Below are 14,826 nucleotides of genomic sequence, written 5' to 3'. Positions count from 1 at the left end.
TCAGAAGCGGATCCGTCGATCGGACAGGCGGAAGACGATGTCGCCGCAGACGTTCACGATGATGATCATCAGAGCGATCACGAACACGCCCGCCTGGACGACGGGGAGATCCTTGTTCGAGACCGCGTTGACCAGCAGCTGTCCGAGGCCGGGCCAGCTGAAGACCGTCTCGACGATGATGGTGCCGCCAACGAGGTTGGCGAACTGCAGCAGAACGATGCTCGCGACCGGGACGAACGCGTTGCGCAGGGCGTGCCTCCGGAGGATGGTCCCCTCCGTCAGGCCCTTCCCGCGCGCGGTGCGCACGTAGTCGTTGCCGAGCTCCTCGATGACGCTCGTGCGCACGAGCATGGCGATCTCGGCGGCGACGCCGGTGGCGATCGCGATGCTCGGGAGGATGACGCTCGTCCATCCCCCGGCGCCGGATACGGGAAGCATCCTCAACTGCACCGCGAAGAGGAGGATCAGCATGATGCCGAGCCAGAAGTTCGGCATCGCCTTGCCGAGCACCGCGATCGCGGAGAGCACGCGGTCGAGGATGCCCCCGCGCCGGACGGCGGCGACGACGCCGGCGGGAACCGCGAAGGCGATGGCGATGGCGATGCCGGTGATCGCAAGGGTCAGCGTCACGGGCAGCCGCCCGATCACGAGGGCGAGAGCCGACTCGCCGAAACGGTAGGAGTCGCCGAAGTCGCCGCGGACGACGCTCCCGACGTAGTCGGCGTACTGGACGACGATCGGCCTGTCCAGCCCCAGCGAGTGCTGAACCGCCGCGATCTGCTCGGGAGTCGCGTCATCGCCGAGCATGCTCGCGACCGGGTCTCCCGCGACGTTGACGAGCAGGAAGACCGCGGAGACGAGGATGAACAGGACGGGGACGACTTCGAGGACCCGCTTGACCAGATAGGCGATCATTGCGCTCCGAGAGTCGCCAGGACCTCGTCGAGCGAGCGGACGCGGCCGATCTGCGGGAAGATCTCGCGCACGGCGAAGGCGTGGTTCTCGGCCTTGTTGGTCGCCATCGCCTCTTCGACGAAGACGACGTCGTAGTAGTGCTCGTATGCCGCGCGGGCGGTTCCCTCGACTCCGAAGTTCGTCGAGATGCCCGCCATGATGACCGTCTTCACCCCGTGGCGCCGCAGCTGCAGGTCGAGGTCGGAGCCGTGGAACGCGTTCCAGCTGCGCTTGATGACGACCGGCTCGGTCGGGAGGGGACGCGTCTCGGGGACGAGCTGGTCCCATCCCTCGGGGCGGTGGGGGTGCGCGGGCCGCATCGTCTCGATGACGACGGGCTGCAGCGAGTCGGATTCGTCCGGCAGGAAGCTCGTCCGCACGAAGACCACGAGGCCGCCCGCTCGACGCTGCGCCTCGACCAGCCGCGCGGCGCGGCCGACGACCTCGTCGGCGCTATAGGGCTCCGCGGCGTGGGTCGCGACCGCGCCCTGCATGTCGATGAGAACGAGTGCGCTCGTGGTGGGGTCGAACAGTGACATGGGTGTCCTCTCAGGAAGGGGGTGCTCAGCCGCCGATGAAACGACGAAGGAGCCGGACGAAGATCTCCGAGGTGCCGACGGATCCGCTCTTGCTCGCGACGCCGAGCCGGTCGAAGGGCCCGCCGGAGAGGCGGACGAGGGGGCACAGCGGCTCGAGCTCGTTGCCCGGCAGCAGCCGGTCGGCCTCGAGGGCGACGATGACCTCGCTCGTGGTCAGCCCGCCGCTGGTGACGACCCCGAGACAGGCGTGCGAGCCGGTGAGCGAGACGTCGAGCAGCCGTCGCACGGCCGCCCCGATGTCGGCGGCGACCGCGGCGGCCACGTCCTGCTCCCTGTCGCGCGCCTGCACGATCACGATGCGATGACGGGCGAACAGCCGCAGCAGGTGCTCGGGGGAGCTCGAGCGCGCTTCCTCGGCCGACAGCGAGATGGCGTGGCTGGCGTAGGCATCCGCGACGCGGGAGAGCTGCAGGCGGTCGACGGGGGTCGTTCCCGCGGCCGCGAGCAGGGCGAACCCGTCGCGTCCGAGGTCGGGGAAGAATCTCAGCCAGGCGCCGCCGGAGACCGAGACGAGGCCGACGCCGTCGCGGATCTCCTCGGCCGCGGCCTCGGCGATCGTCTCGAGATGACGCTCGGTCGTTGCGTCGAAGACGAAGGCGTCCGCGCCCTCCGAGGCGTGGGCGGCGACCGCCGCCCGCACCGCCGCGGTGCCGGCCGTCACGGTCTCGAGCGGAACGACGACCGCGTCGTCGATCGCGAGAGCGCCCCGCACGTCGAGGTCACCAGCGGCTCCGCTCGCGTCCGTGAACATCAGCCGACCGTCCAGCGCCGAGCGGCCGGCCGAGGGGTAGGCCGGAACGACCCACAGCGGGGATCCCGAACCGACCGTCAGCCGCGTCCCTCGCGTCATCTCGGCTGGGCTCCCGTGCAGCAGCGGGTCGATCCGCACGTCGATCTGACGGATCCCGAGGGAGAGGAGCCAGCGCGCCCACTCCTCGGCGACGAGCTGCGGATCCTCGAGCCTGCGACGCAGAGCGATGTCGACGATCACCGCGTCGACCTCGCCGATGGGGTCCTGTCTCGACGCCACGACCGCGACGCGCAGGCCCCGCTGCAGCAGCCTGCTCGAGACCGCGAGCGCGCCCTGGAGGTCTTCCGCGAGCACGCCGAGGGACGGGCCGGACGCGGTGTCCTCTCGGTGGTCAGCGGTCACAGCATCTCCTCAGGTCGTCTGATGCCACAACGCTAGGGAGATCCCCGCCCCGTGTCGTTCGACATCTGTCCAAACCCGCGGAGGAGGCAGGTTGGATAGGGTCGATCGGTATGAGGTGGAGCGCGACGCGGCTGCGTCACCTCTACGACCTCGCCGACGCACTGAGCTCGCATTTCGCGGTCCCGATCGAGATCACGGACAGCGCGTTCTCCCGGATCCTCCTGGCCGATCGCGACGCGTCGGGCGCACCGGTCGGCCGGCGGATCGCGACGCCGGCCTCGCTGGCGGGTCAGAACGGACAGCACTTCGCCACGCGCGACATCGTGCGCGACGCGGGGGTCGATGTGCTCGGGATCCCGGGGTTCACCGTCATCCCCCTCGTCACCGCCGGCTCGCGGGACCCGGAAGCCTACCTCTGGCTCATCGAGGTGAATCTGCCGCTGCCGGACGCGCACGTGGAGCACATCCGCACGGTGGCGATGCGCACGTTCGAGGCGGTCGGCTCCCTCCCCGTCGACGACGAGGACGACGGCACCACCACGGAGTCGACCCTGCTGCTCGAGACCGACACGTCGGAGTTCATGCGCAGGCTCGAGCAGACGGCGATCGCGAAGCGGATGCCCGTCGGGACGCCGGTCTTCGCCATCAGCGTGCTGGTCGAGCCGCGAGACGCGCACTACGAGACGTCGGAGCAGCTGCGCACCGCCGTGCGGAAGCTGATCGAGCGGATACGCGGAACCGGCGGCCCCCGCCGAGCGATCCTCGCGGCGGCCGCGGTGGAGGCGGTCGCTCTCGTCACGACCCTCGAGGGCGAGGCCGAGAACGACGCCGAGCGGATCATCTCCTCCGTTCAGGACGAGCTGTTCCGGCTGCGCGCGAAGTCGCTGACGCACGACTGGTCCATCGGCGTCTCGAACCTCGTGCATCCCTGGGAGGACGCGTACGCCGCCGTCTGGCAGGCACGGCAGGCTGCGGTCGTGGGCGCCCGAGTCCAGTGGCGAGACGCGCGGATCGACTGGCGAGACGCCGCGCCGTACCGCGGAGTGTCCTCCGTGTCGCCCTCCCTGCTGCGCACCTCGTTCCTGACCCCGCGGCTGGAGAGGTTCCTCACCAACGCGGAGGACGAAGACCTCGTCGGCACGCTGCGCAGCTACCTGCGGCACGCGGGCAACGTGCAGGCCGTCGCCGCCGAGCAGTTTCTGCACCGCGGCACCGTCTACTACCGGCTGCGCCGCGTCGAGACGCTGCTCGGCGTGGATCTGACCGACGGGAACTCCCGCCTGGCGATCCACCTCGGGCTGCTCTCCTGGAATCTCGTCGCCGATGCCGCGGGCCAGGCGCGGGAGCAGTCCGCGTGACGGCGCAACACCCGGTCACAGGGTTTCGCGCGCGGGCGCGCGGCGACGGACAATGAGAGACGACCCGCACCCGTCTCCGTCCGGAGGATCCATGTCCCGCCCCGCCCGCCGCGGCCTCGCCGTCGCCAGCTCCTCCGCCGCCCTCCTCCTCGCGCTCGCCGCCTGCGGATCGGGCGTATCCGACGACGCCGAGGGAGCCGCCGAGCAGGTGGGGCCGGGATACGTTACGGAGGGGAAGCTGACGGTCGGCACGGCGCAGCCCGCCTACTTCCCGTGGGCGATCGACGACGACCCGACCACGGGCGAGGGCTTCGAGCCGGCCGTCGCCTATGCGGTCGCGGAGCAGCTGGGCTTCGACTCCGATGATGTCGAGTGGGTGCGCACGACGTTCGACGAGGCGATCGCGCCCGGCCCGAAGACCTTCGACATCAACCTCCAGCAGTTCTCGATCACGCCCGAGCGCGAGAACGCCGTCGACTTCTCGTCTCCCTACTACGAGAGCGCGCAGGTCGTCGTGACCACGGGATCCTCGTCCGTCGCCGATGCCGCGTCGCTCGCCGACCTCGAGGACGCGCTCATCGGCGCGCAGACGGGGACGACGAGCTTCATCGCGGCCGAGCAGACCATCGCCCCCGCGCAGGGCGTGCAGGCCTTCTCGTCGAACGACGACGCGAAGCTCGCCCTCGAGAACGGACAGGTCGACGCCATCGTCGTCGACCTCCCCACCGCGTTCTACATCTCGGGCGCCGAGCTCGACGACGGCGTCATCGTCGGCCAGCTCCCCGAGGCCGAGGGCCAGCACGGCGACGCGTTCGGCATCGTGCTGCCGAAGGGATCCGCCCTGACCGGCGACGTGACGGACGCGGTCGACGCGCTCCGCGAGGACGGCACGCTCGACGCGCTCGCCGAGGAGTGGCTCGGCGGCGACGCGGCGCCGCAGCTGCAGTGACGCCGCGGCCCGCGCGGCCGGTCAGCGACGTCGAGCTCGCCCGGCAGGCCCACCGACGCCGGCACGGCATGCGATCGGTGCTCATCAGCATCGCCTCCACGATCGTGCTCGCGGCGCTCGTCTGGATCCTCCTCCTGTCCACGCCCGGGTGGGCGCGCGTGCAGGAGTCGTTCTTCGACGGCGAGGTGCTGCTCGCCGCCCTCCCGCGCGTGTGGAGCGGGTTCCTCCTCAACCTGCGGGTCCTCGGGGTGACGATCGTCCTCGTCCTCGTCATCGCCCTACTCCTCGCCACCCTGCGCACCCTGCGCGGCCCCGTCTGGCTGCCGCTGCGCGCCCTCGCGACCGTCTACACCGACGTGTTCCGCGGCACGCCGCTCATCATCGTGCTGTACCTCGTGGGATTCGGGATCCCCGGGCTCGAGCTGATCCCCGTGCGCCTCCCCTACGAGTTCTGGGGCACGATCGCCCTCACCCTCACGTACTCGGCCTACGTCTCGGAGGTGTTCCGCGCCGGCATCGAGGCCGTGCACCCGTCGCAGAGGCAGGCGGCGCGCTCGCTGGGCCTCACCCACGCGAAGACCATGCGCCTCGTCGTCGTGCCGCAGGCGGTGCGGAAGGTGACGCCCGCGCTCATGAACGACTTCGTCGCCCTGCAGAAGGACGTCGGCCTCGTGTCGGTGCTCGGCGCGGTCGACGCCGTGCGCGCCGCGCAGATCGAGACCGCCGCGTTCTTCAACTTCACGCCCTACGTGCTCGCGGGCCTGCTGTTCATCGTGCTCGCCATCCCCACCATCCGGTTCACCGACTGGTACGCCGCGCGCGTGCGTCGGCGCGAGCAGATCGGAGGGATCGTATGAGCGAGGCTCTTCTCACGATGCGCGACGTCTGGAAGTCGTACGACGACCGCGAGGTGCTGCGCGGCATCGATCTCGACGTCGCGCCGGGCGAGGTCGTGGCGCTCATCGGGCCCAGCGGATCCGGCAAGTCGACGCTGCTGCGCACGATCAACCTGCTCGAGCCGATCGACGACGGGCAGATCTGGCTCGGCGATCTCGACATCAGCGACCCGCGCGTGGATGCCGACGCCGTGCGCGCCCGCATCGGCGTCGTGTTCCAGCAGTACAACCTCTTCCCCCATCTCAGCGCGCGCGACAACATCGCCCTCGCCCTGCGGCACGTGCACGGGATGTCGACGCGCCAGGCGCGCGCGGAGGCGGTCGCGGCGCTCGAGCGCGTGGGCCTCGGCGACAAGGCCCGCTCTCACCCCGACCGGCTCTCCGGCGGCCAGCAGCAGCGCGTCGCGCTCGCACGCGCCGTCGTGACGGGCGCCGAGCTGCTGCTGCTCGACGAGATCACCTCCGCCCTCGATCCCGAGCTCGTCGGCGAGGTGCTCGCCCTCGTCGGCGAGCTCGCGGCGGGCGGCGCGACGATCGTCATGGCGACGCACGAGATGGCGTTCGCGCGCGATGTCGCGCACCGGGTCGTCTTCCTCGACGGGGGCGCGATCGTCGAGGAGGGCCCGCCGTCCGAGATCTTCACCGCACCCCGCGCCCCGCGCACGCGCGACTTCCTCGCGCGGATGCTCGGCTGATCCCGCCCGCGGGCCGGGTGCGAGCCCCGCATGTCCGAAGGAGCATGTCTCGATTCGGGTGGGAATGCCGAACACATTCCCGCACGAATCGGGACACGGGCACCGCCCGCGCGCCAGGCCCCGCTCCCTCGCCGTGCGGAGCGGGAACGCCGACGCGGCGCGGCCCCCGGCAGGGGATCCGCGCCGCGCCGACGTGGGGACGGCTCAGGAGATCGAGCGCTCGGCCGCCTCCACCACATTGGTCATGAGCAGCGCGACCGTCATCGGGCCGACTCCGCCGGGGTTCGGGGAGAGGAAGCCCGCGACCTCGGCGACGCCCGGGTGCACGTCGCCGAACACCCTCTGCTTGCCGGTCTCGGGATCCTCCTCGCGCGTGACGCCCACGTCGAGCACCGCCGCGCCGGGCTTCACGTCCTCGGCGGTGACGAGGTGCTTCGCGCCCGCGGAGGCGACGATGACGTCCGCCTGACGCAGGTGGTGGCGCAGGTCGGTCGTGCCGGTGTGCGTCAGCGTCACGGTCGCGTTGATCTCGCGCCGCGTGAGCAGCAGGCCGATCGAGCGGCCGATGGTGATGCCGCGGCCCACGACGACGACGTGCTTTCCCCGCAGGTCGTAGTCGCTGCGCAGCAGCAGCTCGATGACGCCGCGCGGCGTGCACGGCAGGGGCGTCGAGATGGGCGCGCTGGTGTTGAGCACGAGGCGCCCGAGGTTCGTGGGGTGCAGGCCGTCGGCGTCCTTGGCCGGGTCGATCCGCTCGAGCACGCGGTCGGTGTCGATGTGCTTCGGCAGCGGCAGCTGCACGATGTAGCCGTGGCACGACGGATCCGCGTTCAGCTCGTCGATGAGGTCCTCGACCTGTTGCTGCGTCGCGTCGGCGGGCAGCTCACGCTGGATCGAGTTCATGCCGACCGCCTCGGAGCGCCGGTGCTTCATGCCGACGTACAGCTGCGATGCGGGGTCGGCGCCGACGAGCACCGTGGCGATGCCGGGGATGACGCCCCTCTCCTTCAGCGCGGCGACGCGCTCCGTCAGCTCCTGCGTGATCGCCGCCGATGCGGCCCTGCCGTCGAGAACCTTCGCGGTCATCTCTCGTCTCCTCGTGTGTCGCTCGTGGCGGAACGGACGCGCCCCGCGCCGCGGGAGGGCGGCGCGGGGCGCGGGCCGGGTCAGACGCCGGCGTAGCCCTGCGGGGCGTGCTCGACGTCGGGGTAGAGCGGGAACTGCGCCGTGAGCGCCTCGACGCGGGCGCGCAGGGCGGGGATGTCGGCTCCCGGCTGCAGCGCGAGGGCGATCACGTCGGCGACCTCGGTGAACTCCGCGTCGCCGAAGCCCCGCGTCGCGAGGGCCGGCGTGCCGATGCGCAGGCCCGACGTGACCATCGGCGGACGCGGGTCGTTCGGCACCGCGTTGCGGTTCACAGTGATGCGGATCTCGTGGAGGAGGTCTTCGGCCTGCTTGCCGTCGATCGCGGCGTCGCGCAGGTCGACGAGCACGAGGTGCACGTCGGTGCCGCCCGAGCGCACGGCGATTCCGGCGTCCGCGACGTCATGCTGCGAGAGGCGCTCGGCGAGGATCGCGGCGCCGCGCACCGTGCGCTCCTGGCGGTCGCGGAACGCGTCGGTGCCCGCGAGCCTGAACGCGGTCGCCTTCGCGGCGATCACGTGCATGAGCGGGCCGCCCTGCTGGCCAGGGAACACGGCCGAGTTGATCTTCTTCGCGAGGTCGGCGTCGTTCGTGAGGATGAAGCCGGAGCGGGGCCCGCCGATGGTCTTGTGCACGGTCGAGGAGACGACGTGCGCGTGGGGCACGGGGCTCGGGTGCACGCCAGCGGCGACGAGGCCCGCGAAGTGCGCCATGTCGACCCACAGGTAGGCGCCCACCTCGTCGGCGATCTCGCGGAACGCCGCGAAGTCGAGGTGGCGGGGGTAGGCCGACCACCCGGCGATGATGACCTTCGGCTTGTGCTCGTGAGCGAGGCGTCGCACCTCGTCCATGTCGACGAGCGAGGTCTCGGGGTCGACGCCGTAGGCGACGACGTCGTAGAGCCGGCCGGAGAAGTTGATCTTCATGCCGTGCGTGAGGTGGCCGCCGTGGTCGAGGGAGAGGCCGAGGATCGTGTCGCCCGCGCGCGCGATGGCGTGCAGGACGGCCGCGTTCGCGGTGGCGCCGGAGTGGGGCTGCACGTTCGCGTACGCGGAGCCGAAGAGCTCCTTGGCGCGCTCGATCGCGAGGCTCTCGGCGACGTCGACCTCCTCGCATCCGCCGTAGTAGCGGCGACCGGGGTAGCCCTCCGCGTACTTGTTGGTGAGGACGGATCCCTGCGCCTGCAGGACCGAGACGGGGACGAAGTTCTCGGATGCGATCATCTCGAGGAAGCCCCGCTGGCGGTCGAGCTCGCGCTGGAGGACCTGCGCGATCTCGGGGTCGATCTCGGTGAGGGGGGCGTTGAACGAAGGCTCAGTCATGTGTGCTCCAGAACGACAGGCAGCGGTCGGTGTCATCGCTTCGACCCAGGCGTGCGGTCGAATGCCGTTCGGTGGATGCCGCTTCCCGGTGGTGCACCACCTCAACGCCAGTCGCGACATGACGATCATACCGACTGGCCGCACACCGTGCGGACGTGTTGCGCCGCATGTCCGGCCAGGGAACGCCGAAGGCGGGGCGGCCCCCGAAGGGCTCACCCCGCCTCAGCGGTTGCTCGATGCGCGTCAGAGGCTCGCGGCCGCCTTGCGCATACGGGCGATGAGGAAGGCCGATCCGGCCGCGACGAGCAGCAGCGCGCCGCCCGTCAGCGGGAGGAGCAGCGAGCCGTCCTCGGCGCCGGTGGGAGCGAGACCGTTGTCGTCGCCGCCCTCGCCGTTGTCGCCGGCCTCGGCCGCGTCGTCGGACGAGCCCTCGTCGCCGGCCTCGGCGCCGGTGTCGTCACCGGACTCCGTGCCGTTGTCGGTGGAGTCGTCGGCGTTCTCGCCGCCGCCGCCACCGTTCTCGCCGGCCTCGTCGTCACCCGGCTCCTCGACCGCGGTGACCTCGAACGAGACGTAGGCCTCGTTGCTGGCCGTGTCGCCGATGTCGACGAACGCGTAGAGCTCGTGCTGGCCGACCTGCGGAGCCTCGGAGAGCTCGACCGACCAGGTGCCGTCCTCGGCGACGACCGTCTCGAGAGTGACCCACTCGTCGGTGTAGTCGTTGGCGTAGTCGACGACGAGCGTCTCACCGGCGTACTTCGAGGTGCCCTCGATGACCGTGGGAGCGTCGCCCTCTTCGAAGGTGGCGCCGTCCTCGATCGACGTGATGACCGGAGCCTCGGCCACGACGTGGAACTCGACCGTCGCGGTCTCCCCGGCGGTCTCGCCCTCGTACTCCTGGGCGGCCGTCACCGTGTGGCTGCCGAAGCCGAGCTCGGCGTCGACGGTCCAGGTGCCGTCCTCGGCGACCTCGGCGGTGCCCTCGACGGCGCCCGTCAGCGTGACGGTCGCGCCGGCCACGCCGGTGCCCGAGATCTCGGTGACCTCGTCGACGATGCGCTCGCCGTCGGTCGGCGACTCGATCGTGGGCGCGCCGAGCACGACCTCGATCTCGCCCGTGACGACGTCGGAGCGGTCGTAGCCCTGGACGGCCTGCAGGGTCACCTCGTGGGTGCCCGGGGCGACGCCCTCGGCCGAGATCGAGAACTCGCCGTTCTCGTCGGCCTCGACCTGGCCGAGCTCCTCGCCGTCGACCGTGACGGTGACGGTCGAGCCGGCCGGAGCGGTGCCCGTGATGGCGCCGCCGATGTTCACCGTGGTGCTCGCGAGCTCGGGCTCGGCGATGTCGAGCGCGACCGTGTACTCGCCGACGTTCTCCGCGACGACCTCGAGGCCGTGCTCGAGATCGGTCGACCACATGAAGGTCTCGCCGGTCTCGAGCTCGCCGCCGCCGGAGACGACGCCGACAGCGGTCTCGCCCTGGTAGACGGTGCCGCCCGAGTCGCCGGGCGCGCCCTCGATGATCGAGCCGAAGCCGTAGACCCAGCGGTCCTCGATGCGCAGGTAGCCGTCGAGCTCGACGACCTCTCCCACGGTGTTGCCGGTGGTGCGGCCGCTCTTGCGGACCTCGCCGAGCTCGGCCGTGCCGACGCTCGAGATCGGGGTCGTCGACGCCGCGAGGTCGTCGTCGTCGGCCGTGGTCCAGTCGGTGACCTCGGGAAGCAGGGTCAGCGCGTCGTTGGCGACGTCGATGACCGTGATGTCGGTCTCGCCGCCCTCCGCCTCGGGAGTCGCCGAGTGGCCGGGGCCGCCGAACTGCGAGAACACGACCTCGCCGAGCACGTCGAGCAGGTCGATGTACTCGCTGTCGTTGCCGCTGGCGTCGTCGAGCGACGGGACGGTCAGCGCGACGTACGGCGCCGAGTCGTCGCCCGTGCAGTGCCCGGCGGTGATGACCGCGGGCTCGCCCTCGGGCGTCCAGGCGCTGAAGCCGACCGAGCAGGTGCCGCCCTGACCCGAGAAGTCGGGGTTGCCGCTGAGGAAGATGCCGGCTCCGCCGACCACCTCGTCCTGGTCCCAGGCCTTGACGCCGTCGACGAAGTTCCACTTGCTCGGAACGACCTCGACGTTGCCGTAGTCCTCTGCGACGTCCTCGGCGGTCACGCCGCCGGACTGCGCGCCGACCTCGGCCTCGGAGACCTGCACCTCGATGGCGCCGTTCTCACCCTGCGTGATGAGCTGCACATCCTCGGCGTCCGAGAACGCCTGAACCGCTGCCTTCAGCGACTCGAGGTTCTCCGCCTCGTTCTCCGTGGCGACGGCGGGCGTCACCATCAGTCCGCCGGCGACCAGCGCGCCTGCGGCACCGAGCGCGCTCAGCCGCGCGCCTCGTCCAATCGAAAAGCTCAAAGCTCTTCCCCCAGATTGTTATGGCGACGGCGTCGCCTGATCAGTGGTCTCGCGCGCCCCTCTGCGGCAGTCAGCACTTCCCAGCTGGGGCACACCGCGCTCTACAATACATCACAGCGGTATAACGCCGCACACGCCGACCATCCGAGGAGGCTGGCATGACGAATCGTTACCCGCTCATCGCGGCAGGAGCCCTCGCCATCGGGCTCGCTCTCACGGGATGCGCGACCGACACGACCGACGACACCACGACCCCGGGAGAAGACGTGCAGGCACCCGAACTCAGCGGCACGCGCTGGACGATCGACGACAGCGACACCGCCTATCTCGAATTCGAGGAGGGCGAGGCCGTCAAGGGCAACGACGGCTGCAACGGCTTCGGGGGCTCCTACTCCGTGGCCGACGACGAGACGATCAGCCTCACCGGCATTGTCAGCACGCTCAAGGGATGCCCTGGCATGAAGCCGTGGCTCGCGCAGACGCGCACGATCGAGGTCGCCGGCGACGACCTCGTCGCCTACGACGCCGACGGCGAGGAGCTGGGCACCCTGCACCGCGCGGAGTGAACCGCCCCCGCAGAACGAGAAGAGCGGTTCTCGGATCCCCTCCCCCGAGTTGATCCGAGAATCGCTCTGTTCGCGCGCCTCGCGGCGGCGCGATGTGCTCGGATCCGGCTCCCCCGCCGGGGCCGAGCATCGTTCTCTCTCGGTCATGAGACCCGGTGCCTCGCGTTTCATGACGCGAGTTCGCAGAAAAATCTTCGGACCGCGGAGAACCGCGCCGAATCCGCGGAGCATCCGCTGAAAAACGACGGCCCCTGTTGGCAGGGACGGGGTCGGCGAGGCACAATCGTCGTTGGCCTACGACCCGAGGAGACCCATGCCCGAGCACGATGACGCGCGCGTCGCCGACGTCCCGGCGACGTCCGACGCGGATCTCGTGCTCCGCACCCGCTCCGGCGACACCGACGCGTTCGGCGAGCTGTGGAGCCGGCACTACCGGTCGGGCATCACCGCCGCGCGCAGCATCACCACGTCGATCGACGCCGACGACCTGGTGCAGGAGGCTTTCGCCAAGATCTTCCAGACCGTCCGCCGCGGGGGCGGCCCCACCGGCTCGTTCCGCGCCTATCTCTTCACCGCGATCCGCAACACGGCGGCGACGTGGGGGCGCGCTCGGAACGAGATCGCGATCGACGGCTTCGAAGACCTCATCGAGGATCCCGAGAGCACCGACGAAGCCGCCGAGGCGGCTCTCGACCGCGGCCTCACGCATCAGGCCTTCCGCAGCCTCCCCACGCGCTGGCAGGAGGTGCTCTGGTACTCCGAGATCGAGCAGATGAAGCCGCGCGAGATCGCGCCGCTGTTCGGGATGAAGGCGTCGGCCGTGTCCCAGCTCGCCGCGCGGGCGCGCGAAGGGCTGCGCGAGGCGTGGATCCAGGCGCACCTCGCCTCCGTGGAGGACGGCTCGGAGCACCAGTGGGTCATCGAGCGTCTCGCCGCGCACACCCGCGGCAGCCTCGGAGCTCGCGACCGCCGCAAGGTCGATGCTCACCTCGCGGACTGCGCGCGCTGCGCGATCGTGGCTGCGGAGGCGCGCCAGGTCGGCAGCCGGCTCGCGCTGATCCTCCTGCCCCTCGCTCTCGGCGTGCCCGCGGCCGGCGGCTACCTCGCGGCGGTCCAGCGCGGCGAGGAGGCGCTCGTCGCCCTGGCCGCCATGCCCTCCGAGGTCGTCGGCGGTGCGGTCGTCGCCGGGGGCGCCGCAGCAGGCGGGGCGGGAGCTGCGGCGGGATCGTCGCAGGCCGGAGGCGCCGGCGCGGCCGGAGGCAGCGCCGCGTGGACGGTCGGCGGGGTGCTCACGGCGACGCTCGCGACCGCGGCCGTCGCCGGAGCCGTGATCATCGCCTCGATCGCGCAGAATCCGTCCCTGCCCTCCGCCGCATCCAACTCGTTCGCGGACGGATCCCTTCCGTCGAGCGCGCAGGTCGAGCCCTCGGACGACCTCGCCGATCAGGAGGCGCCGGACGAGACGGCGCCCGACGAGGACGAGGACGACGATCTGCGCACCGCGATCGGCGTGGCGGGTGCGCAGGTCCTCGACGCCGATGCGCGCACGGTCGCCGTCGACGTGACGGGCGAGCCCGGTTCCCGGGTGCTGCTGCGCACCGACGAGGGCGTGCACGCGCTCGGCGGTAGCGGATCGACGGGAGACCCGGCGATGTCGGCCCGCCCCGCGGCCGCCGGATCGGCCGTGTCCGACGCCACCGTCTCCCGCGGTGGATCCGCTCGGCTCGTCATCGCGCTCACCGCGCAGCAGGTGCGCGACGACGCCCGCCTCTCCGTCGTCTACGCCGACGAGGCCGATGCCCCCGTGCGGGCCTCGCTCTCGCAGCTCGGGGTGCGCCCCGCGCTGCTCGCCGCTCTCGGCGTGGAGCGCGACGAGCCCGAGGCCGACGAGGCGGTCGATGAGGACGAGGTCCGGGTCGCCGCGCCCGATCAGCGGGATTCCAGCGAGGACCCGGTCCCGGGCGACGAGCGACCGCGCCCCGGAGCCCCCGACGGCGCGGCCGAGGACGACGCGTCGGACGCCGACGCGCGACCGGCGGACGAGATCGAGGATGAGGATCCCGCTCCCGGCGAGGACGACGGCTCCGAGAGCGGCGAGTCGACGGCGGACGCGGGCGACGATGGCGCGGGCGAGGACTCCGATGCCGGCGGCGAGAGCGCGGACGACGCCGAGGCCCCGAGCCCCGAGCCGGTCGCTCCCGCAGCTCCCGAGCCCGTCGCCGTGTCTGCGGCCGACGGCGGCGTGAGGATCGAGTGGGTCGCCGTCGACGACGCGGAGACCTACCGCGTCTGGCGCGAGGACCCCTCCGGCGAGGTCGTCGCGCTCGGCGAGACGGCCGAGACCGTCTGGGTCGACGAGACCGACCTCGAGCCCGGCGTCTACAGCTACCTCGTCTCCGCCGTCGCCTCGGGGCTCGAGAGCGAGCGCACGACGGTCGGCGCGATCGAGATCGCGGACGCCGCGCCGGAGGTGACTCACGCGGACAAGAATCACTATGGCGGTTACACCCTGACGATCGTCGGCGAGCCCGGTGCGCGCGTGCGCGTGTCCTTCGGCCTGTTCGGATGGACTACGGACGAGACGCTGGTCGACGGGACGGCGATCGTCGAAACCGCGTCGCTGCTCCCCGGGACCCCGGTCCGCGTCGCCTACTTGTACGAGGACGACCGTCCCGGCAAGGCGAGGGAGTACTCGCGCGCCGACCTCGACGCTCTGAGCTGACCGACGCACCACGCGACCCCCTGACGAGCGGAGCGGTGTCGGATCCGCGGACGCTGGCTC

Annotated in this window: 12 protein-coding genes and 1 riboswitch; of the genes, 6 read left to right on the top strand and 6 right to left on the bottom strand. The window is 71.4% G+C overall.

Going from position 1 to position 14,826, the window contains the following annotated elements; all coding sequences use genetic code 11:
- From NHL53_RS12700 to NHL53_RS12690, 3 genes are read right to left on the bottom strand one after another with little or no spacing between them, the layout of a single operon-like run.
- A complete protein-coding gene (locus tag NHL53_RS12700) occupies nt 1-915 on the bottom strand; it encodes an ABC transporter permease (protein ID WP_433777238.1) in 915 nt (304 codons plus the stop codon).
- Nucleotides 912-1,493 carry an isochorismatase family protein gene (locus tag NHL53_RS12695; protein WP_433777237.1) on the bottom strand — a complete coding sequence of 194 codons (582 nt, stop codon included), beginning with the start codon at nt 1,491-1,493 and terminating at the stop codon, nt 912-914. Before NHL53_RS12695 ends, NHL53_RS12700 begins: the two co-directional genes overlap by 4 nt.
- A gap of 25 nt (nt 1,494-1,518) precedes the next feature.
- Complete coding sequence (locus NHL53_RS12690; protein WP_433777236.1) at nt 1,519-2,706, bottom strand: four-carbon acid sugar kinase family protein; 1,188 nt, start codon at nt 2,704-2,706, stop codon at nt 1,519-1,521.
- A 110-nt stretch (nt 2,707-2,816) separates the two neighbouring features.
- Between NHL53_RS12690 and NHL53_RS12685 the strand changes: the two genes are divergently transcribed.
- From NHL53_RS12685 to NHL53_RS12670, 4 genes are all read left to right on the top strand, one after another.
- Complete coding sequence (locus tag NHL53_RS12685) at nt 2,817-4,064, top strand: PucR family transcriptional regulator (protein WP_433777235.1); 1,248 nt, start codon at nt 2,817-2,819, stop codon at nt 4,062-4,064.
- Nucleotides 4,065-4,155: 91 nt separating this feature from the next.
- Nucleotides 4,156-5,013, top strand: a complete 858-nt coding sequence (locus tag NHL53_RS12680) for an ABC transporter substrate-binding protein (protein WP_433777234.1) — start codon at nt 4,156-4,158, stop codon at nt 5,011-5,013.
- 68 nt (nt 5,014-5,081) lie between these two features.
- Nucleotides 5,082-5,870, top strand: a complete 789-nt coding sequence (locus tag NHL53_RS12675; protein WP_433777266.1) for an amino acid ABC transporter permease — start codon at nt 5,082-5,084, stop codon at nt 5,868-5,870.
- Entirely contained in the window at nt 5,867-6,604 is a 738-nt protein-coding gene (locus tag NHL53_RS12670; protein WP_433777233.1) for an amino acid ABC transporter ATP-binding protein, read from the top strand. Before NHL53_RS12675 ends, NHL53_RS12670 begins: the two co-directional genes overlap by 4 nt.
- Before the next feature lie 204 nt (nt 6,605-6,808).
- Here NHL53_RS12670 and NHL53_RS12665 read toward each other — a convergent pair whose 3' ends face one another.
- From NHL53_RS12665 to NHL53_RS12655, 3 genes are all read right to left on the bottom strand, one after another.
- Nucleotides 6,809-7,690 carry a bifunctional methylenetetrahydrofolate dehydrogenase/methenyltetrahydrofolate cyclohydrolase gene (locus NHL53_RS12665; protein WP_433777232.1) on the bottom strand — a complete coding sequence of 294 codons (882 nt, stop codon included), beginning with the start codon at nt 7,688-7,690 and terminating at the stop codon, nt 6,809-6,811.
- An 80-nt stretch (nt 7,691-7,770) separates the two neighbouring features.
- Nucleotides 7,771-9,069 carry a serine hydroxymethyltransferase gene (glyA, locus tag NHL53_RS12660; protein WP_433777231.1) on the bottom strand — a complete coding sequence of 433 codons (1,299 nt, stop codon included), beginning with the start codon at nt 9,067-9,069 and terminating at the stop codon, nt 7,771-7,773.
- Between the two features lie 36 nt (nt 9,070-9,105).
- Nucleotides 9,106-9,194: riboswitch (ZMP/ZTP riboswitch) on the bottom strand.
- A 118-nt stretch (nt 9,195-9,312) separates the two neighbouring features.
- A complete protein-coding gene (locus NHL53_RS12655; RefSeq protein ID WP_433777230.1) occupies nt 9,313-11,478 on the bottom strand; it encodes a trypsin-like serine protease in 2,166 nt (721 codons plus the stop codon).
- Between the two features lie 158 nt (nt 11,479-11,636).
- Here NHL53_RS12655 and NHL53_RS12650 point away from each other — a divergent pair, with 158 nt between their 5' ends.
- Together NHL53_RS12650 and NHL53_RS12645 are read left to right on the top strand one after the other, a co-directional pair.
- The gene (locus NHL53_RS12650) at nt 11,637-12,044 is read left to right on the top strand and encodes an META domain-containing protein (protein WP_433777229.1); all 408 of its coding nucleotides are present in this window, start codon (nt 11,637-11,639) and stop codon (nt 12,042-12,044) included.
- A 313-nt stretch (nt 12,045-12,357) separates the two neighbouring features.
- Nucleotides 12,358-14,766 (top strand): sigma-70 family RNA polymerase sigma factor, encoded by a 2,409-nt coding sequence (locus NHL53_RS12645; protein WP_433777228.1) that lies wholly within the window; start codon nt 12,358-12,360, stop codon nt 14,764-14,766.
- Nucleotides 14,767-14,826: the final 60 nt, after the last annotated feature.

The organism is Microbacterium sp. gxy059, from assembly GCF_050958665.1.
Lineage (GTDB): Bacteria > Actinomycetota > Actinomycetes > Actinomycetales > Microbacteriaceae > Microbacterium.
Note: the sequence above shows the minus strand (reverse complement) of the source record. Positions and strands in the feature narration are given on the sequence as shown.

Bases quoted from the DNA above. Each gene is read 5' to 3' on its own strand.
- NHL53_RS12700 (WP_433777238.1), bottom strand. From the start codon at position 915: ATGATCGCCTATCTGGTCAAGCGGGTCCTCGAAGTCGTCCCCGTCCTG.
- NHL53_RS12680 (WP_433777234.1), top strand. From the start codon at position 4,156: ATGTCCCGCCCCGCCCGCCGCGGCCTCGCCGTCGCCAGCTCCTCCGCC.
- NHL53_RS12685 (WP_433777235.1), top strand. From the start codon at position 2,817: ATGAGGTGGAGCGCGACGCGGCTGCGTCACCTCTACGACCTCGCCGAC.
- NHL53_RS12670 (WP_433777233.1), top strand. From the start codon at position 5,867: ATGAGCGAGGCTCTTCTCACGATGCGCGACGTCTGGAAGTCGTACGAC.
- NHL53_RS12645 (WP_433777228.1), top strand. From the start codon at position 12,358: ATGCCCGAGCACGATGACGCGCGCGTCGCCGACGTCCCGGCGACGTCC.
- NHL53_RS12665 (WP_433777232.1), bottom strand. From the start codon at position 7,690: ATGACCGCGAAGGTTCTCGACGGCAGGGCCGCATCGGCGGCGATCACG.
- NHL53_RS12650 (WP_433777229.1), top strand. From the start codon at position 11,637: ATGACGAATCGTTACCCGCTCATCGCGGCAGGAGCCCTCGCCATCGGG.
- NHL53_RS12695 (WP_433777237.1), bottom strand. From the start codon at position 1,493: ATGTCACTGTTCGACCCCACCACGAGCGCACTCGTTCTCATCGACATG.
- glyA (WP_433777231.1), bottom strand. From the start codon at position 9,069: ATGACTGAGCCTTCGTTCAACGCCCCCCTCACCGAGATCGACCCCGAG.
- NHL53_RS12675 (WP_433777266.1), top strand. From the start codon at position 5,082: ATGCGATCGGTGCTCATCAGCATCGCCTCCACGATCGTGCTCGCGGCG.